The sequence below is a fragment of the Lentzea sp. NBRC 102530 genome (assembly GCF_030269365.1).
GTDB lineage: Bacteria > Actinomycetota > Actinomycetes > Mycobacteriales > Pseudonocardiaceae > Lentzea.
In genome coordinates, this window is record NZ_BSTF01000013.1 from 220,029 (window position 1) to 241,800 (window position 21,772).

The window sequence follows — 21,772 nt, forward strand, 5'->3', positions numbered from 1 at the left end:
CCTCGAACCTGGCCCGGCCAGATCGCCTGGCCATAAATTCCGGATGAATCAGCTGGTCAACGCCGGTACGCGCCATCCGAAGTACATGCGCACGAAGAACGGCAGGCGATACCGGCCGAGCACCAGCGGTTCGATCAGGTGGACGTCGGCGAGCGCCTCCAGCAGGAACTCGATCGCGCCCGGATCGCCACCGGACATCTCCGCGGCCTCGCCCACGTCGATGACGTCCTCCTCCCGCCGCGCGAAGCACTGCAGCAGGTGGCGTTCCTCGTCGGTGAGCTGCCGGTCCGCCTTGACCAGCGGCGCGAGCACGGCCTGGCAGTCCGACGAGATGGCCGCGCCGAGCCGCGTCTCGCGTTCCATCTGGGCGAGCAGCATCGCGACCGTCCACTTCGGACGGGCGGCGAGTTTGCCTGCCAGCACACGGATCGGGTTCGGCAGGTTCGAGAGGCGTTGCAGGACCGCGGCCGTCACGTCGGCCTCGGCGTCGGCCCTCGCCGGGTCCAGCACGCGGCGGAACAGCTGGTTCGCCTCGGCGTCGGTCAGCCCGGCGATCCTGAGCCAGAAGACGCCCGCCAGCTCGTTCCACCGCCGCACGCTGGTGAGGATCCACGCGGAACCGGGCGTGCGCAGCTCCGCGATCCGCGCGGGATCACGCACGTCGTCGACCACCACCAGGAACCGCTTGCCGCGCGCCTTCTCGCGCCACAGCGCGGCTTCGTCGCCCTGCGGGTTCTCGACGCCGACCGCGCGCAGCAACTCGCCCGCGACGTCGTCACCGCGCACGAAGAGCTGCCCGTCGGGGTAGTCCGCCTTGGCGAGGTGGGCGACGTGGACCGCGAGCGTCGTCTTGCCGCTGCCGTGCATGCCGGTGATGCCGACAGTGCTGGGCAACGCCCGCAGCGCCTGGGCGATCTCGGCGGCGCGGCCGGTGAAGTCGGGCAGGCCGGGCGGCAGCTGTTCCGGCCGGCGGGCCAGGTTGAGATCGCCCCGCAGGATCCGCGCGTGGACGGCGCGCAGCTCGGGTCCCGGTTCGAGCCCGAGCTCCTCGTTCAGCAACGCCCGCACCTGGTGGAACTGCTCCAGCGCGTCAGCCTGCCTGCCGTCGCGGTAGAGGGCCTGCATGAGCAGCGCGCGCGGCCGTTCCCGCAACGGGAACGCGGCGACGTGCTTCTGCAGGTCGAGGACGTCCATCTCGCGTTCGAGCAACGCCTCCCGGCACTGGAGGCGCTCGTTGCCGATCCTGACCCGCTGGGCCTCGAAGTACGTGCTGCTCAGGCCCTCGAAGGGTTCGCCGCGGCAGTCGTCGAAGAGCTCGGCTTTGAGGGTGTAACCGCCGTCCTTGGACTTCAGGTCCAGCTCCGGCAGCAGCTTGCGGATCTTGTACATGTACGTCCGCAGCGCCATCACCGCGCTCGGCTTCGGGTCGTCCCAGACCATGCCGATCAGCTGGTCGTTGCTCAACCGCGTGCCGTTGTTCAGCAGCAACGCCGCCAGGACCGCCCGCTGTTGCCGCGGGCCCAGGTCGATCTCCTCGTCGTCGCGCCAGGCTCGTACCGGACCCATCAGTGAGAAGCGCAGGCTCATACAACCGGTCAACGCCCGTGCACATTCCGTGCTTCCCCGTCTCAAGGACTGGTGGGCAGCGGACGTGGCTCGATCACCTGCTTCATCACGATCGTCGACGTCAGCCCGCGCACACCCGGCAGCTTCGCCAGCGTCTCCTCGTACAACCGCTGGTACGACGTGAGATCCGCGGTGACGACCCGCAGCAGGTAGTCGGGGCTGCCGAACAACCGTTGCGCCTCCACGACGTTCGGCACGCCGACCAGCGCGCGGTCGAACTCGTCCATCGTGTCGAGGCGGACCTTCGCGAACACCAGCGCCTCGAAGCCGAAGCCGAGCGCGGCCGCGTCCACCACCGCGCGGTAGCCGTGGATCACGCCCTCGCGTTCCAGTTCGCGCAGGCGGCGCTGGCAGCGGGAGACGCTGAGCTGCACGCGCTGGGCGAGGTCGGTGACGGTGATCCGCCCGTCGCGCTGCAGTTCAGCAAGAATCTTGCGGTCCACGGCGTCCATGAGCAAAGAACGCAAACACCTTGCCGCGCAGTTCCCCTACTTTTGCCCTCATGAGCAACCCGCTGCGACAGCTGAGCCTGGACGAACTGCGGAGCCGCACGAGCATGAAGTGGCGGTACTACGACGAGGACGTGCTGCCCGTGTGGGTGGCGGAGATGGACGTCCTGCTCGCCGAACCCGTCGAGAGGGCGATCGTCGACGCCGTGCGGCGCGGGGACACCGGCTACCCGAACGGTACCGGCTACGCCGAGGCGCTCGCGGCGTTGGCTCGGCAACGCTGGGGCTGGCAGCCCGAGGTCGAGCGGATGAAGATCGTTCCCGACGTGATGACGGGCGTCGTCGAGATGCTCCGGCTCGTCTCCCACCGGGACGCGCCCGTCGTCGTCAACTCCCCCGTGTACGAGCCGTTCTACCTGTTCGTCCGCTCGACCGGACGTGCCGTCGTCGAGGCGCCGCTCGGCACTGATCACCGGATCGACCTCGCGACGCTGCGCACGGCGTTCGAACGGGCCGGGCGGGGTGCGGTCTACCTGCTGTGCTCGCCGCACAACCCGACGGGCACCGTCCACACGGCCGCCGAACTGACGGCCGCGGCGGAACTCGCGCGGGCGCACGGCGTGCGGGTCGTCGCCGACGAGATCCACGCGCCGATCGTGGCCGCGGGCACGACGTTCGTGCCGTACCTGAGCGTCGCCGGGGACGGGCTGTCGCTGATGTCGTCGTCGAAGGCCTGGAACCTCGCCGGGCTCAAGGCAGCGCTCGCGATCGCGGGCCCGGAGTCCGCCGACGACCTCGCCCGGCTGCCGGAGGAGGTCGCCGACGGGCCCAGCCACGTCGGGATCATCGGCCACACGGCGGCGTTGCGGGAGGGCGGCGAGTGGCTGGACGCGCTGCTGGCCGGGCTCGACGAGAACCGCCGCCTGCTCGCCGCGCTGCTCGCGGAACACCTGCCGGCCGTCCGCTGCACGCCGGCGCAGGGCACCTACCTGGCCTGGCTCGACTGCCGCGGTCTGGGGCTCGGCGACAACCCCGGCAAGGTGTTCCTCAAGGAGGGCAGGGTCGCGCTGGTGCCGGGGCACACGTTCGGCACGGGCGGTGCCGGGTTCGTCCGGATGAACCTCGCGACCTCGCCGGAGATCATCACCGAGGCCGTGCTGCGGATGACGAAAGCCTGGGACAGGGCCTCGCTCTGACGCCGCAGGCCTGGTTCGGCTGGCGGTGGCCCTGCTGACCAGCGCGAACTGGCCGCGCGGACGGCAGCTCGCACCCACGTTCGTGGCCGGGCCGCTGGTGCAGGCGGTCCAGGTTCTCCGGGTGTACCCAGGGCTGCGGATGGGCGTTCCGGCGGCAACCACGGCGTTGGTCATCTCGTGCACACCGATGCTGACGGCGGTGGTGGCGGCCAGGGTGTTCCACGTCCGAATTGGACTCCGGCAGGCCGCCGCGCTCGTGCTCGGTTTCGGAGCGTGCCGGCTCGGGGCGGTCGCCCGTTCAGGTCCTGTCGCCCGGACGGCAGTCGAAGAACGGGCAGGCGGTGGGTAACGTTGATCGAATGACGGACGGCACCTTCGAAGCGTTTCGGAAGGCCGAGGCGTTGATGGCGCAGCGCAGGCCTCTCGACGCGCTGCGCGAACTGAGGCAGGTGCTGGACGAGGCCGGTGAGGCGCCGTCCGTGCAGCTGCTGGCCGGCCGGGCCTACCTCGGATCGGCGCAGCTCAACAGAGCTGAAGAGGCGTTCCGCAAGGTGCTCGACCTCGATCCGAGCGACCACTACGCGCGGTTCGCGCTCGGCAAGACGCTGCAACGGCAGGGGCGCCTCCCCGAGGCGCTCGCCCAGCTCCGGATGGCGGTCGCGATGCACCCGTCACCGGAGTACCAGGAAGCGCTCGGAGAGGTCAAAGCCCGGCTGGCCCTGGGGAACTAGCGGAACAGCGTGTCTCCCCAGAACCCGCCCTCCCGGACGCCGGGCGGGACGGCGAAGTGCCCGGAACCGGTGTGCTCCACGTACTCCATCATGTCGTCCTTTGTGGACAGCGCCTGCTGCATCGGGACGAACTGGGTGCGGCTGTCCCGGTTGAACGCCACGAAGAACAGGCCCGCGTCGAGGTGCCCGAGGCCGTCCGAGCCGTCGGTGAAGTTGTAGCCGCGGCGCAGGATCCTGGCGCCGTTCAACGACTCCGGCGAGGCGAGCCGGATGTGCGCGATGTCGTTGATCAACGGGACGCCGCCCGCGCCCTTGACGTGCAGGTCGGGTTCGTCGAACTCCTTGCTCTGCCCGAGCGGCGCGCCCTCGCCCTTGGTGCGGCCGACGATCTGCTCCTGCTCGACCAGCGACGTGCGGTCCCAGATCTCGATGTGCATCCGGATTCGGCGCGTCACCAGGTACGTGCCGCCGACGAGCCACTCCGGCCCGTCCTCCTCCGCCACCCAGACGTGGTCGCGCAGGTGGTCGGTGTCCTCGGCCTTGATGTTGCGGGTGCCGTCCTTGAACCCGAACATGTTGCGCGGCGTGGCCTGGTCGCGCGTGGTCGAGGAGGTGCGGCCGAAGCCGAGCTGCGACCAGCGCACCGCGACCTTGCCGAACCCGATCCGCACCAGGTTGCGGATCGCGTGCACCGCGACCTGCGGGTCGTTCGCGCAGGCCTGGATGCAGAGGTCGCCGTTGCTGCGGGCCGGGTCCAGGTCGTCCTTGGGGAACCGGGGCAGGTCGATCAGGCGTTCCGGCCGCTTCGACGCGAGCCCGAACCGATCGTCGAACAGCGACGGCCCGAAGCCGATGGTGATCGTCAGCGCGGACGCGGGCAGGTCGAGCGCCTCACCGGTGTCCTTGGGCGGCGCCTCGGCGTTGCCGCCGACCGCACCGTTCTCCGCGGCCTCCTGACCGGCCGTCATGCGTTCCGCGGCGACGGTCCACTCCTTGAGCAGGGCGACCAGTTCGGCACGGCTCTTCGTCTTCACGTCGAGCGCGACGAAGTGCATGTGGTCCTGCGCCGGCGTGGTGATGCCGGCCTGGATCTCACCGCGGAACGGCACCTTGGCCGCCGCGACGTTCTCGACGGCCGCTGTCTCGCGCGACGCGAGCACTCCGGCGGCGGCGCCCGCGCCCGCGAGCGCCACCCCGGCACCCGCGAACCCGAGCAGCCTGCGCCGGGGAACCCCCGCGGTCACTTGGCGGACACCACTTCCGCGACCTTGCTGACCGGCTCGCCCAGCGCGTCGACGGCCTCGGCCAGCGCCTTGACCTCGTCCTGCGTCAGCTCGGTGTAGAGCTTGAACCCGTCACCCCTGCGGTGCTTCTCCAACGCCTCGTCCAGCGCCTTGAACTTGTCATCCAAAGTGGACACCAGCGCCTTGTCCCTCTGCTCCACGGCCGGGCGCAGCGCGGCGATCGCGGCCTGCGAGCCGTCGACGTTGGCGCGGAAGTCCCACAGGTCGGTGTGCGAGTAGCGGTCCTCCTCACCGGTGATCTTGCCGGTGGCGACCTCGTCGAGCAGTTCCTTGGCGCCGTTCGCGAGCTGCACGGGCGTGAGCTCGACGGTCTTCGCCTTGGACACGATCTCCTTGACGTCGGTCAGCAGGTCGTCCGCGATCTTGTCGGAGTCGGCCTGCAGCCCCGAGGTCCACAGGTCCTTCTCGAGGCGGTGGAAGCCGGTGAACGCCATGCCCTCCTCGATGACGTCCTCGCGGCCGTCGATCTTGGGGTCGAGGTCGCCGAAGCTCTCCGCGACGGGCTCGATGCGTTCCCAGTACAGGCGCGAGACGGGGAAGAGCGCCTTGGCGTCGTCGACCTTCTTCGCCTTGACGGCGTTGACGAACTCCTCGGTCTTCACCAGCAGCTGGTCGGCCTGCGAGCTCACGTACCGCTGGTAGCTCTTGGTCGCCTCGGCCAGCAACGCGTTGCCGTCGGTCGACTTCTTGGCGTCACCGGTGACGGTGAAGTCGCCGCGGATGCCGTCGCCCTTCATGCCGGGCTTGCACGCGGTCTGGAGCTTGCCGGACTCGGTGACCTCGACGATCAGCTTTCTGCTCAGGCCCGGCCCGATGTTTTCGACCTCGCCGAGGATCCGGTCGCCCTCGGCGTAGAGGTAGAACTCGGTCACCTTGGTGCCCTTGTTGGTCACCTCGAACGTGACGTTGCCGGTCGAGGCCTCGGTCTTGGCGACCTTGCACGCGTCGTCACTCGCCTCGACCGCGATGCTGCCGCTCGCTCCGTCGGTCGTGCCGCCGTTGCTGCACGCCGCCAGCACCGCGAGAGAGCCCAGGATGACTGCTGCCTTGCGCACGGTTACTCCAGTGATCAGTTGGCCACGGCGGCGCGTCGGCGCGGCCGGACGAGGAACAGGGACAGGACCACCACCACGTAGGCGACCCACGCGATGGCCTGCAGCACGGACGTCCGCTGCGAGTAGTTGAAGAAGCCCTTGAGCAGCGCGCCGTACCAGGAGTCCTCCGGCAGCACGTCGCTGATGTCGAACGCCAGCGTGTTGAGGCCCGGCAGGATCGCGGCCTCCTGCAGGTCGTGGATCCCGTAGCTGAGCACCCCGGCGGCCACGAAGACGAGCAGCACCCCGGTGATCGTGAAGAACTTTCCAAGATCGAAGCGGATCGCCCCCTGGTACAGAAGTGCGGCGATGGCCACAGCAACCGCGATGCCCGCCACGAACCCGATCAACGGCTGCGTTGTTCCGCCCCCGGCCGCCTGCACGCTGGAATAGAAGAAGACCGCCGTCTCCAACCCTTCCCGGCCAACCGACAAAAGGGACACGACAATGATGGCGAAAGGTCCGATTTGCAACGCTTCATCCATCTTGCCGCGCAACTCCTGCGCGATCGTCCCGGCGGCCTTGCGCATCCAGAAGATCATTCCCGTGACGAACGCGACCGCAATGATCGACATCGTCCCGCCGAACGCTTCTTGCTGCTCAAACGTCATCCCGGCGGCACTGAACGTGATGATCGCGCCGGCCGCCACGGAAAGCGCCACTGCGGTCGCGACACCGACCCAAACCCACTTGAGCGCGTACCTTCTGTCCGTTTTGACCAAGAATGCGATCAGAATGCTGACGACGAGCGCGGCCTCAAGCCCCTCCCGCAACCCGATCAGCCCATTGGCAAACAACATTCCGGCCGCCTCCACAATTAGGTCGGCCTTATTTAAGGTAAGCCTCACCTGAATGTCCAGCCGCCGGCAGTGCCGGTTGCGTCACGGTTCACCCCGTCACCGGTCTCGACAAGCACGTAGCCTGGGTGCCGTGGTCCCGCCGCCCGCAGTCCAGGAACCCGCCCGCAGCAACCGTTCAGGCAACATCATCGGCCGCATCGTCCTGGTGCTGCTGCTGATGGTCGTGGTCGCCGCAGGCGCCTGGGGCCTGGGCGCCCTCAACCGCCGCGAAGCGGCCCCACTGGGCCCACCCCCGTTCCTGGTCCCCATCCAGGAGGTGGAACCAGGCGCGGCGGCCCCAGGCAGCGCAGCCTCCCCCGGCACCACCCAGACCGCGAACCCGCTGGGCGAGTGGGCGACCCGCGTGGCCTCCAAGACCGACATCCCGGTCCGCGCCCTGCACGCCTACGCGTCAGCCGACCTGGCCATGCAACAAGAGGCCCCGGCCTGCCGGATCAGTTGGGCCACCCTCGCAGGCATCGGCCGCATCGAGTCGCACCACGGCAACATCAACGGCGCCAAACTCCAGGAGAACGGCCTCCCGTCCCGCCCGATCATCGGCATCCCCCTCGACGGCAGCCCGGGCGTGAAGGCCATCCGCGACACCGACGGCGGCCGTCTGGACGGCGACACGACGTGGGACAGGGCCGTGGGCCCGATGCAGTTCATCCCGGGCACCTGGAACCGCTGGGCGAAGCGAGCGGCAGGCGACGGCCTGCCGGCGGACCCGCAGAACATCGACGACGCGGCCCTCACCGCAGCCCGCTACCTCTGCGGAGGCGGCGCGAGGGACCTGGGCACGGGCCAGGGCTGGTGGCAGGCAGTGCTGGCGTACAACAACTCGGTGGAGTACGGCCAGAACGTGTTCAGCGGAGCAGACGCCTACGCCAGGGCGAGCATCCCCCAGTAACCCGCGGGCAGTCCGTCAACGCGCCCCGCCGCACTCAACGGGGGAACGCAACCCGAAGCCGACCCGAACAAGAGGGGGCTGGGACCGGGCGGAAACGCGGCCCCAACCCCCTCTTCTCACACCCCCGCCGAGGGCGCGGAGGACGTGGAGGTTTCCTCGGCAGGGGACGAGACAGGCGGTTCTTCATCACCAGGCGAAGGCGGCTCAGCCCGATCACAAGGCGGAGCAACCGGAGTGGTCGTAACCGGCGGCACCACGGGGTCCTCGGCCCGAGGCGTGGAAGGCGGCACCTCACCGGGCGGCGCGACAGGCGGGGTGACCACAGGCGTCTGCACGGGAGTCTCAACAGGACTCTCGACGACAGGCGGCGGCGGAGACTCCACACTGGACTCAACGGCCGAAGAAGTGGTGACCACAACAGAAGAAGACTCGGCCGGCTCAGGCTCGACCTCGCCCGGCTCGTTCCGCCCGGTGGCCCCGGGCTTGACCCCGGAAACCGGAACCCGGACGGTCTCCGTGACCGTGGTGCCACCGACAACCCGGGTGGCGGTGGAAACCCGGGCAGCAGCCCGAACCTCCCGAGCCGCCCCCTCCACCACCACGGTCTCGGTGACGGTGGACAACGAAACGGCTGTCTCGAAGGGCTCGGTCCACCACTGCGAGGTGGGCCGAACAGATGGAGGCGCGGCCAGAGGAGCCTCCACGGCCCCACCCGTGAACGCGATCAACGCGAACATGCCGCCCAGAGCCAGAAACGGCACGACGACCACTGCCCCGAAGCATCCACGCCCGCTGCGCGGCTCTTCACGGTGACTCATCCCAGCACACCCCCGAACGGTGACGACTGTTCCATCTGGTTGATCGTCCACATGGAACAGTCCGTCACAGTTCTTTAGTCACACGATGGGGTGTTCACGGCAGCGGAGGCAACTCCGGAGCGTGAGCGGCTGGCGAAGATGAAAGGGTTTCCAAGGCCAGCGAAACGGCCTTCTCCAACTGCGGGTCGCGGCCGGAAACGCGGTCGGCAGGCGTCATGACCACCTCGATGTCCGGGTCGACACCGTGGTTTTCGACGTCCCAACCGTGGCCGGTGAAGTACGAGGCGTACCTCGGTTGGGTGACCATGGTGCCGTCTACCAGCGTGAACATCATGTCGATGCCGATGACGCCGCCCCACGTGCGGACGCCCACCACCGGCCCGATGCCCAGTTCCTTGATGGCCACGTTGACGATGTCGCCGTCGGAACCGGCGTACTCGTCGGCCACCGCCACCACCGGACCGCGCGGCGCGTCCTGCGGGTACGACTCGGACGCCGTGTACCCGCGGGCGACGGACCAGCCGATCACCTTGCGGCCGAGCTTCTCGATCACCAGCTGGGACGTGTGGCCGCCGCCGTTCTCGCGGACGTCCAGCACCAGGGCCTCCCGCGCCAGCTCCACCCGCAGGTCGCGGTGCAGCTGAGCCCAGCCGGCGCCCATCATGTCCGGAACGTGCAGGTAGCCCACACGGCCACCGGATGCGGCATGAGTGAACGCACGGCGGTTGGCGACCCAGTCGTGATAGCGCAGTGGCTCCTCGTCAGCCAGAGGCACCACCACGACGCGACGCAGCTCGCCACCACCACCGGGACGCACGGTCAGCTCAACGGGCTTCCCCGCGGTCCCGACCAGCAACGCCCCAGGCCCGGCCAGCCCCACCGGACGGCCGTCCACGGCGACAAGGACATCCCCCGCGCGCACAGCCACACCAGGCGCACACAGAGGCGAACGGGCGTGCGGGTCAGACGTCTCGCCGGGGATCACGCGCTCGACGACCCACGAGTCACCGACGCGCGCGAGATCGGCACCCAGCAGGCCCTGGCGGCGCGACGCCGGGACGGAAGGCGACGACCCCCAGACGTAGGCGTGCGAGGTGCCCAGTTCGCCCTGGACCTCCCACAGCAGGTCGACCAGGTCGTCGTGGCTGCCCACCTCGTCCACCAGCGGCCGGTAGCGGTCGAGTTCGCCCTGCCAGTCGACACCGCCCATGTCGGTGCGCCAGAAGTGGTCGCGCATCAGGCGGCCGTTCTCGGCGTACATCTGCGCCCACTCCAGGGCGGGGTCGACGACGAGCCGGACGCGCGCGAGGTCGATCTCGACGTAGTCGGCCGAGTCCTCGTCCGCCTTGCTGTCCGAAGGCACGACCCGCAGGTCGCCGCGGTCCTCGACGACGATCTTCTTGCCGTCGCCGGACACCGCGAACGCTTCCGCGCTGTCCGCCAGCACCTCGGTCTTGACCTTCGTGAAGTCGAAGCGCTCCAGCACGGTCCGCGGCGGACGGGCCTCGGGCGAGGCCAGGTTGTCGCCCAGCACGCCGAGCAACGGCCGGCGCAGCCACAGCAGGCCGCCCTTCGCCGCGCGCAACGACACGTAGTCGGCGGCCACGACGGGCACCGGCACGACGCGGTCGGCGAGGCCTTCGAGGTCGACGCGCGTCACGGGCGTCTTCTCGTCGTCGTCCTCGGAGTCCTTGTCCTCGTCGCCGACCGGACGGCCGCCGTGCATCGGCGCGAACGGCGACGGCGTGGTCGCGGCCAGCGGCACGAGGTACGGGCGGCAGCCGGTCGGGAACGACAGGTCGAACACGTGCGCGTCGTAGATCGGGTCGAACGTCCTGATCGACAGGAACGCGAGGTACTTGCCGTCCTCGGTGAACGTCGGCGCGAAGTCCGCGAACCGCAGCGGCGTCGCGTCCACGACGGACAGGTCCGCCGCGTTCACCATCTTGATGTGCCGCAACGGTGTCGGGCCGGGGTGCGACCAGGCGAGCCACGAGGAGTCCGGCGAGAAGGCGAGGTTCGTGACGTGCGCGTTGGCACCGGACACGACTTCGCGCACTTCACCGGAGGCGATGTCCACCAACAGCAACCGGCCGTCGTGCGTGGCCACGGCGACGCGCGAGCCGTCCGGCGCGGCGGCCAGCGACATCACGCGGCCCAGTGCGCCGGAGGCGATGCGGCGCGCGGTGTTGCCCGGCTCCACACCGCCGACGGGCGCGATCTCCAGGGCTTCCTCGCCCTCGACGTCCGTCACCCACACGACGTGCCCGGTCTCGCCGAGCACCTTCGGCAGCCGGGCGCGCACGTCGGAACGGTCGGCCAGCACGCGGACGGGGCCGTCGCGGTGCGTCACCCAGTGCACGGAACCGCGCACCTCGACCGCCGACGCGCGGCCGGTGTGGTCGACGCTGAACGACTCGACGTTGCCGGAAGCCTTGATGTGGCGCGGTTGCAGGCCGGTGCGCGGGCCGCCGAGCTTGATGTCGAGCTTGCGCAGTTCGGAAAGGCCTTCGAGCAACCAGAGTTCGCCCGCCTGGTGGAAGATCACCCGCGAGCCGTCGGTGGAGGCGTTGCGCGCGTAGAACTCCCCGGAGGAGTGGCGGCGCAGGTCCGTGCCGTCGGGCTGCACGGAGTACAGGCTGCCGACGCCCTCGTGGTCGGACAGGAACGCGATCCGGCCGTCGACCCACATCGGGTTGGCGAGCGTCGACTTCAGCTCGTCCAGGATCCGCACGAAGTCGCCGGAGCCCTCCAGGTCCACCCACAGCTTGCCCGCCGTGCCGCCGCGGTACCGCTTCCACGCCGACGGTTCCTGCATGTAGCTGGAGGACGTGACGATCTGGCCGTCAGGTCCGAACGAGACGTCGTTGACCCACCCGTACGGCAGCAACTCCGACGGTCCGCCGTCCAGCGGAACGGCGTGCGCTCTCTTGCGGTTGCGCGACATCGTGCCGGTGGTCGTCACCGCCAGCACCCGCCCGTCCGGCGTCCACCCGGACACGGCCGAGCGGGCCACGCCCCAGTGGGTCAACCGGCGGGCCGGGCCACCGTCCACAGGGGCCACGCGCACCTCGGGAGCGCCGTCGATCACGCTGGCCCACGCCAGGTGCGTGCCGTCCGGGGAGAACCGTGGCGTGCGGGCCGGCACCTGATCGGCGGACGCGCGCCAGGCCCTTCCTCCGTCGACGGGGGCGAGCCACACGTCGTCCTCGGCCACGAACGTCACCAAGTCACCGCGCAGATGCGGATACCGCAGGTAAGTCACGAGATCGACGTTAGCCCAACGCCGCCGTTTCAGGAGGGCAAAAAGCGCCGCCAGTCCTCTGCGGCAAGAGATTCCACGCCTTCGGCCCTCGCCTTGGCTTCCGCTTCCCGGACGTTCGCGGCGAAACGGCGAGAAACCTGTCGCAGTTCCGTCTCCGGGTCCTCGCCCGCGAGCTTCGACAGGGCGGTCACGGCGAACAACGTCGTGCCCGTGTCGTCTCCCTCCGGCAGCAGGTCGACGGGGAAGCCCGCGCGTTTGGTGCGCTGCACCAGCTTCGCGGCGAGGGCCACGGCCGGCTGGCCGAGCGCCACACCGTCCACACTGGACTCACGCTTCTTCTCGACCTGCTTGAGCTCCTCCCAGCGGTGCTGCTGCGAGGTCGCGTCCGTCACCGCGGGGTCGTTGCCCTCGAAGACGTGCGGGTGCCTGCCGACGAGCTTCGCGACCAGTTCGGCCGACACGGCGTCGATGTCGAACGGGTCCTCGGCGTCCTCGGCGGCGACGCGGGCGTGGAAGAGCACCTGGAGCAGCACGTCCCCGAGCTCCTCGCGCATCGCCGCGCGGTCGCCGTCCTCGATCGCCTCCAGCAGCTCGAAGGTCTCCTCGACGAGGTACTGGCGCAACGAGTCGTGCGTCTGCTCGGCGTCCCACGGGCACCCGCCCGGCGAGCGCAGCCGGTGCATGACGGCGGCCGCGTCGAGCAGGCCGGCACCCAGCGGTTCGGGCGTCGTGATCACCAGGGCGTCCGGGTAGGCGGACGCATCGGTCGTGATCACCACCGCACCGTCCTCCGGAACGGCCGGTGCCGGACCGTCCACGCCCAGCTCACCCCAGGACTCCGGGGGCACGCCCTCGCCCGCGTAGACGGCCTGGGCCGTGCGCAACGCGGGCAGGGCGGCAGCGGGCAGCACGGCTCCGAGCCGCTCGCTGAGGACGACGACGGTGATCAAGACTTGTTCTTGGTCGTGCTCACACCGACGTACCCGCCGCGCTCACCGGCGTTGCCGACGACCTGCGCGTTGGTCGGGTCCCACACGCCGTAGCGCGGGTTGACCTCGATGGCGGTGTCCGCGGTCAGGTACTGCGCGATCCGCAGGCCGAACGCCGCGAGCAGCTGCGGGTCGATGCGCTCGATCAGGTCCTCCTCGCCGGGCGTCGGCGAGACCGTGCTGCGCTCCTTGACCAGCGCGACCATCCAGCTCGACTGCTGCTCGTCGGCCGGGAAGGCGACGACGGTGCCGGGCTTCACGCCCCACAGCATCGTGTGGACGAGCGACGGGTTCTCGGTGACGCGGACCTTCTGGTTCGTGCCCGACGCCTGCTGGCCACCGGCGGTGCGCGGGGCCTCCTGGATGAACCGCGACATCTTCGAGGAGTCCGCGGCGACCTCGGCGGCCTTCTCCTTGGCCTCCTTCGGGTCCTGGACCTGGAAGAAGTCGATCTCGACCTGGAGCGTGGAGAGGTTGCGGCGGGCGAGCTCACCCATCACCAGCACGTCGCGCTGACGGCGGTAGATCGTGGTCTCGTCGTGCTCGCTCTGCTTCGCGGCGGCCTCGGGGCCACCCTTCTCCTTGATCGCGTCGTACACCTTGGTCTCGTCGACCGTGATGTTCTCCCGCTGCGCCGCGGCGGCCGCGATCTGGTGCGTGATCTCGTCGGCCAGGACGAGCTTCGACACCTGGTCCAGCTTGCCCTGGTCCTGCATCTGCTGGGCCGCAGGCTCCTTCTTGAGCACCTTCACGGTGCGGTCCTGGACGGTCTGCAGGCCGATCGTCTCGCCACCGACGATCGCGGCCGAACCGGCCTTGTCAGGCCCGGTGCCACAACCGGTGGCCAGGAGCGCCACGGCAACACCGACCAGCGAGAAACGCTTCAGAACAGTGCTCACGAGGACCTACCCTCTCACGCCTTGGTGACTCCGGTCACGGGAGTCCCCGCGAGCGAGTCGAGGAACGCGGCGCACCAGTCCAGCAACTCCTGGTCGCGCAGCTGCGGTGCACCCATTCGGCCGCCTGCCGCGCCCTCGGTCGGGCGCGGCACGGTGACCGTTCCCATCGCCTGCTTGTAGACCGCCTTCGGGAACAGCCTGCGCAGCCTGACCAGCTGCGAGTCCAGCAGTTCGAGCTTCGCGAACCGCAGGTTCTGGCCCATCGCGATGACCTCGGTGACCCCGTGCCGGCGGCAGGCGTGCCGCAGGCGGGCGACGCCGAGCAGCCGTTCGACGGGCTCGGGCGGGGTGCCGTACCGGTCTTTCAACTCTTCCCAGACGGACTGGAGCGCCGCCTCGTCGGTCGCGGCCGCGATCTTGCGGTAGGCCTCCAGCCGCAGCCGCTCGCCCGGCACGTACTCGTGCGGGATGTGCGCGTCGACGGGGAGGTCCACCCGCACCTCGGCGAGCTCCTCTTCCTCCGCGCTCTCCGCTCCGGCGTGCTTGCGGAACGCCTCGACGGCCTCGCCGACCAGCCGGACGTAGAGGTCGAAGCCGACGCCCGCGATGTGGCCGGACTGCTCGGCGCCGAGGATGTTGCCGGCGCCGCGGATCTCCAGGTCCTTCATCGCGACGGCCATGCCGGCGCCGAGTTCGGTGTTCTGCGCGATCGTCGCGAGCCGGTCGTGCGCGGTCTCGGTCAGCGGCGTCTCGGACGGGTACAGGAAGTACGCGTACCCGCGTTCGCGGCCGCGGCCGACGCGTCCGCGCAGCTGGTGCAGCTGGGCCAGGCCGAGCAGGTCGCCGCGTTCGACGATCAGCGTGTTGGCGTTGGAGATGTCGAGGCCGGTCTCGACGATCGTGGTGCAGACGAGGACGTCGAACTCGCGTTCCCAGAAGCCCTGGATGATCTTCTCGAGCCTGTCCTCGTTCATCTGCCCGTGCGCGGTGACGACCCGCGCCTCCGGCACCAGCTCGCGGATGCGGCGCGCGGCCTTCTCGATGGACGAGACCCGGTTGTGCACGAAGAAGACCTGGCCGTCGCGCAGCAGCTCGCGGCGGATCGCGGCACCGACCTGCTTGTCGTCGTACGCGCCGACGTAGGTGAGGATCGGGTGCCGTTCCTCCGGCGGGGTCAGGATCGTGGACATCTCGCGGATGCCCGCGAGCGACATCTCCAGCGTGCGCGGGATCGGCGTCGCGGACATCGTGAGCACGTCGACGTGCGTGCGGAGCGCCTTGATGTGCTCCTTGTGCTCAACGCCGAAGCGCTGCTCCTCGTCGACGATCACGAGGCCGAGGTCCTTGTACCGCACGGACTTCTGCAGCAGCCGGTGCGTGCCGATGACGATGTCGACCTCGCCGTCGGCGAGGCCCGCGACCGTCTGCTCGGACTCCTGCGCGTCGGTGAACCGGCTGAGCCCCTTGACGTTCACCGGGAACTGGCGCATGCGTTCGGCGAAGGTGTTGAGGTGCTGCTGGGCGAGCAGCGTCGTCGGCACCAGCACGGCGACCTGCTTGCCGTCCTGCACGGCCTTGAACGCCGCCCGGACCGCGATCTCCGTCTTGCCGTAGCCGACGTCACCGCAGATGACGCGGTCCATCGGGACGCCGCGTTCCATGTCGGCCTTGACCTCGTCGATCGCGGCCATCTGGTCCTGGGTCTCGGTGAACGCGAACGCGTCCTCCAGCTCCCTCTGCCAGGGCGTGTCCGGGCCGAAGGCGTGTCCGGGGGCGGACTGCCTGGCCGCGTAGAGCTGCACGAGCTCGGCCGCGATCTGCTTGACCGCCTTGCGCGCCTTGGACTTCGTGTTCTTCCAGTCGCTGCCGCCGAGCTTGTTGAGCGTCGGCAGTTCGCCACCGACGTAACGGCTGACCTCGTCGAGCTGGTCCGTCGGCACGAACAACCGGTCGCCGGGCTGGCCTCGTTTGGAAGACGCGTACTCCAGCACCAGGTACTCGCGCGTGGCACCGGCCACCGTGCGTTGCACCATCTCGACGTACTTGCCGATGCCGTGCTGCTCGTGCACCACGAAGTCGCCGGCCTTGAGCGCCAGCGGGTCCACCGCGTTGCGCCGCTTGGACGGCATCTTGCGCATGTCCTTGGTGGACGTGCCGCCGCGGCCGCCGGTCAGGTCGGTCTCGGTGAGCACCACCAGCGCCAGGTCGGGCAGCACGAACCCGTCCTCGAGCGCACCGCGCACGACCGTGACCATGCCGCTCTTCGGCGCCTCGTCGAGCGACTCGACGCAGACCGCCGCGACCTCGGCCTCCTTGAGCCGTTCCTCCGCCCGGTGCGCGGTGCCCGCGCCGGGCACGACCAGCACGGCCGCGCCACCGGTGGCCGTGTGCGCCTTCAGGTCCGCGAACGCCCGTTCGACGTCCCCCTGGTAGGCCTCGACGGGCTTGACGTCGAGGTGCACCACGTCCTTCGAGTCCGTGGTGAGCTGGCTGAGCGTCCACCAGGGACGGTCGTTGCCCTTGGCCTGCTCGGCGATCTCGCCGATGCCCTGGTACGCGCTGCGCCCGAGGTCGATCGGCGCCTTGCCGCCCCCCGCCGCCGCCATCCACGACGCCTCGAGGAACTCCTGCCCGGTCCGCACCAGGTCCGCCGCCCTGGCCCGGATCTTCTCCGGGTCGTTGAGCAGCACGTGGGTGCCGGGTTCCACGACGTCGGTGAGCAGCTGGAGCTCGCCGGGGCACAACGCGGGGATGAGCGCCTCCATGCCCTCGACCGCGATGCCGCCGGAGATCTTCTCCAGCATCTCGGCCAGGTGCGCGTCCGACTGGTGCTCCTCGGCCAGCGCGGCCGCGCGCTGCTTCACGTCCTCGGTCAGCAGCAGCTCCCGGCACGGCGGCGCCACGAACTCCTGCACCTCTACGGGCAGCGACCGCTGGTCCTGCACGGAGAACGGCCGGATCTCGCTGACCTCGTCGCCCCAGAACTCGACGCGGTAGGGGTGCTCGGCCGTGGGCGGGAAGATGTCGAGGATCCCACCGCGCGTGGCGTACTCGCCGCGCTTCTCGACCATGTCGACGCGGCTGTAGGCGTTCTCCGCGAGGCGCGTGACGAGCTCGACGAAGTCCTGCTCCTCCCCGACCACGAGGTGCACGGGCTTCAGGTCCCCGAGCCCCGGCGCCATCGGCTGGATGAGGCTCCGCACCGTCGTGACCAGCACCCGGACGGGATTGCCCTCGGGATGCTTGAGGCGCCGCAGGACCTGCAGCCGCGCGCCGACCGTGTCCGCCCGCGGACTCAACCGCTCGTGCGGCAACGTCTCCCAGCTGGGGAAGAACGCGACCTTGTCCACGCCGATGAGGTCCTTCAGGACACTCGTCAGCTCCTCCGCCTCACGCCCGGTGGCCGTGACGGCCAGCACCGGCCTCGCGGTCGACAGCGCGGCCACGACCAGCGGCCGGGCGGCCAGCGGACCGTCGAGCTCCAACTCGGGCACACCGGCCGAGTCGATCAACGTGCGGAGGGCTTTGTCGGGCAGGACACCATCGAGCAGGCCGAGCAGCGGCATGTGAGAAACCCCGGTCGAGTGCGGAATGCCGGACGAAGTTCTAACGCCGGACAGACCCCTGCCTGGGACGAGGGGTCTCACCACCCACCTTAGCTCGTTCCGCGACCCCTCATCGGGTGGCTCGAGCGCGGCTCCGGCCCGCGCGGCGAGGCGCCCGAAAACCTCTGGCAGCACCCAGCCCCTACCAGCCACCCTGACGCGCATGAAAGAAATCAGGGCTGACCACGACGATCAGTCCATCGTGGTCTACCAGGCGTACTCCCCGGCCATCGCCGAGCCGGCGCTCGCGGCCCAGCGCTTCGTCCCGCCGTTCAGGATGACCAGGATGACGTGGATCAAGCCGTCCTTCCTCTGGATGATGTACCGCTGCGGCTACGCCACCAAGGAGGGCCAGGAGCGCGTCCTCGCCGTCCGCATCACCCGCGAAGGCTTCGACTGGGCCGTGGACAACGCGGTGAACAGCCGGATCCCGGGCAAACCCCAGGTCCGCGTGCAATGGGACCCGGAGCGCGGCCTCCACCACGAGCCGCTCCCCGTCAGGTCCATCCAGATCGGCCTGACCGGTGAGGCCGCCCACCGCTACGTCCACGACTGGACCGTGGGCATCACCGACGTGACCGACCGGGCCCGCGAGATCCACGCGCTGGTCCGCGCCAGGGACCTGGAAGCCGCCCGCCGGCTCCTCCCGCCCGAACGGCCTTACGGAACCTCCACGACGCAAAACGCATAGTTGGGACATGCGCGCACTGGTTGCAGCAGGGTTGGTCCTGGGCCTGGCGGCCTGTTCGACGCCGGAGCCGGGCGGCACCGCCCCGTCGAAGGCCCCGGCCCCGCAAGGCCTGAAGGTCGAGGAGGTGGCCGGAGGGTTCCAGCACGGCTGGGACCTCGGCTTCCTCCCGGACGGCTCCGTGCTGGTCACCGAACGGCCTGGCCGCATCAAGCTGGTCAAGGACGGCCGGGTCACCCCGCTGGAGGTCGACCTGGCGAACGTCCAGGCCAGAGGCGAAGGCGGCCTGATGGGCCTGGTGGTCCACCCGGACAACCAGCGCTTCACCGTCTGCTACAACACGGCACAGGACGTCCGCCTGACCACGTTCAAGCTCGACGGCACCAAGGCCACCAAGACGAAGGACCTGGTGACCGGCATGCCGTCCAACCCGAGCGGCAGGCACTCCGGCTGCCGGCCGACGCTGGCTCCCGACGGCACGATGTTCGTGGCGACCGGTGACATCGCCCAGGCCCGCAACCCGCAGGACCGCACCAGCCTCGGCGGCAAGGTGCTGCGGATCGACGCGGAGACCGGTGAGGGCGCGAAGGACAACCCGTTCGCCGGTTCGAGCAACGCCGACGAGCGGCGGGTCTACAGCTACGGGCACCGCAACGTGCAGGGCGTGGTGTTCCGGCCCGGGACGGACCAGGTCTTCTCCAGCGAGCACGGGCCCGACGTCGACGACGAGGTCAACCTGCTGCAGAAGGGCGCCAACTACGGGTGGGACCCGTCGAAGGGCGGCACGCAGAGCCGGTACGACGAGAGCGTGCCGATGACGGACCTGCAGCGGTTCCCCGACGCGGTGCCCGCGGTGTGGTCGTCCGGGTCGCCCACGGAGGCGATCTGCCAGGCCGCGTTCTGGAACGGCAAGCTGGCCGTCACGGCGCTCAAGGGCTCGAAGCTGCTGCTGTTCACGCTCGACGATGCCGGGAAGGTGCAGAACGTCGCGATCCCGGACGAGCTCAACGACAAGTACGGACGCCTCAGGGCTGCCCGCACGGCGCCGGACGGATCGCTCTACGTCACGACGTCCAACGGCACGGACGACAAGCTGCTGAAGCTCACCGGCACCGTCTGAACACCCGGCCGGCCGCGCTGCCCGAAACGACGGCCAGGCCCACACCCCACACTTGAGCGAACCTGACTCAACTTTTGAAGGGCACGCGCGGAAGCGTTTGCGAGGCCTGCGGAAGACAATTGATTGGCGCGTCCGAGCCGTTCGACCCCTCGACGAACGGCTCGGACGCCGGACTCCAAGGGACTCATCGCTGAGGCGTACCCGCGCCGTTTCACTCCGTGCTTGCATTCGGCAAATTGCACCAAGCACGACGCGGAAACAAGTGCAGCTGCACTACGACGAAAAGCGCAGCTCGGGCTTGTGGTCCATCGCGGACAGGCCCTTCCAGGCCAGGTTCACGAGGTGCGCGGCCACCTCGCCCTTCTTCGGCTTGCGCACCTCCAGCCACCACTGCCCGGTCAGCGCGACCATGCCCACCAGCGCCTGCGCGTAGAGCGGGGCCAGCTTGCGGTCGTAGCCCTGGCGCGCGAAGTGCACCGCGAGGATGTGCTCGACCTGCGACGCGATGTCGTTCAGCAGGGACGAGAACGTCCCGGAAGACGACGCGACGGGCGAGTCGCGCACCAGGACGCGGAACCCGTCCGTCGAGCCCTCGATGTAGTCGAGCAACGCGCCTGCGGCCTGTTCGAGCAGCTCACGGGGGTGCGAGCCGCCGTCGAGGGCCGTCACGATCTGGTCCATCAGGCGCTGCATCTCGCGGTCGACGACGACGGCGTAGATGCCTTCCTTGCCGCCGAAGTGCTCGTAGACGACGGGCTTGGACACGCTCGCGCGGTGTGCGATCTCCTCCACCGAGGTCGCGTCGAAGCCCCTCTCGGCGAACAGGGCCCGGGAGACGTCGAGGAGCTGCTCGCGGCGTTCCTTGCCCGTCATCCTGACCCTGGTCACCGAGTCAGCCTAGCGGCGCACCAGCCGCGACCAGCGCGACGAAGGGGACCCTCGCGTGGAAATCTCGGGAGTTCTCGGGGACCAGCACGCTGTGTCGCCTGGAATCGAGACCTCGACGCGGCATCATCGGACCATGGCCAGACGCAAGATCATCCGGATCATCGCCATCTCCCTGCTCTCCCTGCTGGTGCTGGTCACAGCGGCTCTGGGCGGCATCGGCTGGTACTACAGCGGCGAGCTGCTCGAACCCGACCGCTGGGCGGGGCGGTACCCGGACACGGCGATCGGCCACGAGGGCCAGTCGGTCGTGCTGGCCGAGTCGGTCTCGACGGTCCAGCAGGGCACGCTCGGGCTGATCTGGGCGGGTGGCCAGGCCAAGATCGGTGAGATCACCAGGACGAAGGACGGCCGCGTCGAACGGCCGGTGCTCGAGGGCAGCGCGCCGCCGGACGGCACGAAGGTGCGCATCGAGACCGCCGTCTACGAGGGCAACCCCAAGACCGCACTGGGCCTGGTCTACAGCGACGTCGCGGTGCCCACCGAACTCGGCGACATGCCGGCGTGGCTCGTGCCCGCCGAGAACGAGGACACCTGGGTCATCAACGTCCACGGGCGCGGCGCCAAGCGCGAGGAGGGGCTGCGGATCGTGCCGCAGCTGCACAACGCCGGCCTGCCCGTCCTGCTGATCACCTACCGCAACGACGAGGGCGCGCCGGCCTCCCCCGACGGCCTCTACCACCTCGGCGACACCGAGTGGCGCGACGTCGAGGCCGCGATCAAGTACGCGCAGAGCAAGGGCGCGCGCGACGTCGTGCTCTACGGCTGGTCGATGGGCGGCGCGATCGTCGGTCAGACGCTCGCCCGGTCCAGCGTCGCGGCGGCCGTCAGCGGGGTCGTGCTCGACTCCCCCGTCACGAACTGGACGCAGACCCTGGACCTGCAGGCGCAGAACCGGGGCGTGCCGACGTGGCTCACGCCGATCGCGGAGCTCGTCTCCGGCTGGCGCGCCGACATCGACTTCGACCGGTTCGACCTCGTCCGCAACCCGCCCGCGCTCAAGCCGCCGACGCTGGTGTTCCACGGCTCGGCCGACGAGACGGTGCCCGCGCAGTCCTCGCGCGACCTCGCGACCGCGGCGGGCCGCCTCGGGTGGCCGCTGCAGTACGTCGAGATCCCGGGCGCCGACCACACCTCGGGGTGGAATGTGGCGACGGACACGTATCGAACGACGCTCGGCGACTTCCTGACCAGGTCAGTCGGCACCAAGCCGTGATCTTGAACTGGGCCGGTGGAGTGGTGGTTGGACAAGAACAGGACCACTCGTGACAACATGTGCCCTGGGCGTGCGCGA

17 protein-coding genes are annotated in these 21,772 nt (G+C 69.8%); 7 read left to right on the forward strand and 10 right to left on the reverse strand.

Going from position 1 to position 21,772, the window contains the following annotated elements; all coding sequences use genetic code 11:
• Positions 1–48: 48 nt before the first annotated feature.
• Complete coding sequence (locus QSK25_RS31685; RefSeq protein WP_285643670.1) at positions 49–1,566, reverse strand: AfsR/SARP family transcriptional regulator; 1,518 nt, start codon at positions 1,564–1,566, stop codon at positions 49–51.
• Between the two features lie 62 nt (positions 1,567–1,628).
• Positions 1,629–2,078: an Lrp/AsnC family transcriptional regulator gene (locus QSK25_RS31690; protein WP_285643671.1), complete on the reverse strand. Its 450-nt coding sequence runs from the start codon at positions 2,076–2,078 to the stop codon at positions 1,629–1,631.
• A gap of 50 nt (positions 2,079–2,128) precedes the next feature.
• On the opposite strand from QSK25_RS31690, the gene QSK25_RS31695 reads away from it, so the two are divergent.
• From QSK25_RS31695 to QSK25_RS31705, 3 genes are read left to right on the forward strand one after another with little or no spacing between them, the layout of a single operon-like run.
• Positions 2,129–3,271 (forward strand): MalY/PatB family protein, encoded by a 1,143-nt coding sequence (locus QSK25_RS31695; RefSeq protein ID WP_285643672.1) that lies wholly within the window; start codon positions 2,129–2,131, stop codon positions 3,269–3,271.
• A gap of 25 nt (positions 3,272–3,296) precedes the next feature.
• Positions 3,297–3,620 (forward strand): hypothetical protein, encoded by a 324-nt coding sequence (locus QSK25_RS31700; protein ID WP_285643673.1) that lies wholly within the window; start codon positions 3,297–3,299, stop codon positions 3,618–3,620.
• Positions 3,621–3,630: 10 nt separating this feature from the next.
• Positions 3,631–4,002 carry a tetratricopeptide repeat protein gene (locus QSK25_RS31705; RefSeq protein ID WP_191305703.1) on the forward strand — a complete coding sequence of 124 codons (372 nt, stop codon included), beginning with the start codon at positions 3,631–3,633 and terminating at the stop codon, positions 4,000–4,002.
• Here QSK25_RS31705 and efeB read toward each other — a convergent pair.
• From efeB to efeU, 3 genes are read right to left on the reverse strand one after another with little or no spacing between them, the layout of a single operon-like run.
• Complete coding sequence (gene efeB, locus QSK25_RS31710) at positions 3,999–5,246, reverse strand: iron uptake transporter deferrochelatase/peroxidase subunit (RefSeq protein WP_285643675.1); 1,248 nt, start codon at positions 5,244–5,246, stop codon at positions 3,999–4,001. The genes QSK25_RS31705 and efeB overlap by 4 nt on opposite strands.
• A complete protein-coding gene (gene efeO / locus QSK25_RS31715) occupies positions 5,243–6,361 on the reverse strand; it encodes an iron uptake system protein EfeO (RefSeq protein ID WP_285643676.1) in 1,119 nt (372 codons plus the stop codon). Before efeO ends, efeB begins: the two co-directional genes overlap by 4 nt.
• 14 nt (positions 6,362–6,375) lie before the next feature.
• On the reverse strand, positions 6,376–7,200 hold the full coding sequence (efeU, locus tag QSK25_RS31720) for an iron uptake transporter permease EfeU (RefSeq protein ID WP_285643716.1): 825 nt from the start codon (positions 7,198–7,200) through the stop codon (positions 6,376–6,378).
• A 130-nt stretch (positions 7,201–7,330) separates the two neighbouring features.
• Here efeU and QSK25_RS31725 point away from each other — a divergent pair, with 130 nt between their 5' ends.
• Positions 7,331–8,149 carry a lysozyme family protein gene (locus QSK25_RS31725; protein ID WP_285643677.1) on the forward strand — a complete coding sequence of 273 codons (819 nt, stop codon included), beginning with the start codon at positions 7,331–7,333 and terminating at the stop codon, positions 8,147–8,149.
• Between the two features lie 912 nt (positions 8,150–9,061).
• Here QSK25_RS31725 and QSK25_RS31730 read toward each other — a convergent pair.
• The 4 genes from QSK25_RS31730 to mfd are packed head-to-tail and all read right to left on the reverse strand — an operon-like array spanning position 9,062 to position 17,686.
• Positions 9,062–12,232, reverse strand: coding sequence for a S41 family peptidase (locus QSK25_RS31730; protein WP_285643678.1), 3,171 nt, complete (start codon positions 12,230–12,232; stop codon positions 9,062–9,064).
• 29 nt (positions 12,233–12,261) lie between these two features.
• Entirely contained in the window at positions 12,262–13,182 is a 921-nt protein-coding gene (locus tag QSK25_RS31735) for a nucleoside triphosphate pyrophosphohydrolase (protein WP_285643680.1), read from the reverse strand.
• On the reverse strand, positions 13,179–14,120 hold the full coding sequence (locus QSK25_RS31740) for a hypothetical protein (RefSeq protein ID WP_285643682.1): 942 nt from the start codon (positions 14,118–14,120) through the stop codon (positions 13,179–13,181). The genes QSK25_RS31735 and QSK25_RS31740 overlap by 4 nt, the downstream gene beginning before the upstream one ends.
• Positions 14,121–14,134: 14 nt before the next feature.
• A complete protein-coding gene (gene mfd / locus QSK25_RS31745; RefSeq protein WP_285643683.1) occupies positions 14,135–17,686 on the reverse strand; it encodes a transcription-repair coupling factor in 3,552 nt (1,183 codons plus the stop codon).
• 202 nt (positions 17,687–17,888) lie between these two features.
• Between mfd and QSK25_RS31750 the strand changes: the two genes are divergently transcribed.
• Together QSK25_RS31750 and QSK25_RS31755 are read left to right on the forward strand one after the other, a co-directional pair.
• Positions 17,889–18,416 carry a DUF4291 domain-containing protein gene (locus QSK25_RS31750; protein ID WP_285643684.1) on the forward strand — a complete coding sequence of 176 codons (528 nt, stop codon included), beginning with the start codon at positions 17,889–17,891 and terminating at the stop codon, positions 18,414–18,416.
• A gap of 7 nt (positions 18,417–18,423) precedes the next feature.
• Positions 18,424–19,533 carry a PQQ-dependent sugar dehydrogenase gene (locus QSK25_RS31755; RefSeq protein ID WP_285643686.1) on the forward strand — a complete coding sequence of 370 codons (1,110 nt, stop codon included), beginning with the start codon at positions 18,424–18,426 and terminating at the stop codon, positions 19,531–19,533.
• A 273-nt stretch (positions 19,534–19,806) separates the two neighbouring features.
• Here QSK25_RS31755 and QSK25_RS31760 read toward each other — a convergent pair whose 3' ends face one another.
• A complete protein-coding gene (locus tag QSK25_RS31760; protein ID WP_285643717.1) occupies positions 19,807–20,406 on the reverse strand; it encodes a TetR/AcrR family transcriptional regulator in 600 nt (199 codons plus the stop codon).
• 148 nt (positions 20,407–20,554) lie between these two features.
• Here QSK25_RS31760 and QSK25_RS31765 point away from each other — a divergent pair, with 148 nt between their 5' ends.
• Complete coding sequence (locus tag QSK25_RS31765) at positions 20,555–21,694, forward strand: alpha/beta hydrolase family protein (RefSeq protein ID WP_285643689.1); 1,140 nt, start codon at positions 20,555–20,557, stop codon at positions 21,692–21,694.
• Positions 21,695–21,772: the final 78 nt, after the last annotated feature.

Bases quoted from the DNA above. Each gene is read 5' to 3' on its own strand.
- QSK25_RS31705 (WP_191305703.1), top strand. From the start codon at position 3,631: ATGACGGACGGCACCTTCGAAGCGTTTCGGAAGGCCGAGGCGTTGATG.
- QSK25_RS31755 (WP_285643686.1), top strand. From the start codon at position 18,424: ATGCGCGCACTGGTTGCAGCAGGGTTGGTCCTGGGCCTGGCGGCCTGT.
- mfd (WP_285643683.1), bottom strand. From the start codon at position 17,686: ATGCCGCTGCTCGGCCTGCTCGATGGTGTCCTGCCCGACAAAGCCCTC.
- QSK25_RS31695 (WP_285643672.1), top strand. From the start codon at position 2,129: ATGAGCAACCCGCTGCGACAGCTGAGCCTGGACGAACTGCGGAGCCGC.
- QSK25_RS31685 (WP_285643670.1), bottom strand. From the start codon at position 1,566: ATGGGTCCGGTACGAGCCTGGCGCGACGACGAGGAGATCGACCTGGGC.
- QSK25_RS31765 (WP_285643689.1), top strand. From the start codon at position 20,555: ATGGCCAGACGCAAGATCATCCGGATCATCGCCATCTCCCTGCTCTCC.
- QSK25_RS31690 (WP_285643671.1), bottom strand. From the start codon at position 2,078: ATGGACGCCGTGGACCGCAAGATTCTTGCTGAACTGCAGCGCGACGGG.
- QSK25_RS31750 (WP_285643684.1), top strand. From the start codon at position 17,889: ATGAAAGAAATCAGGGCTGACCACGACGATCAGTCCATCGTGGTCTAC.
- efeU (WP_285643716.1), bottom strand. From the start codon at position 7,200: ATGTTGTTTGCCAATGGGCTGATCGGGTTGCGGGAGGGGCTTGAGGCC.
- QSK25_RS31760 (WP_285643717.1), bottom strand. From the start codon at position 20,406: ATGACGGGCAAGGAACGCCGCGAGCAGCTCCTCGACGTCTCCCGGGCC.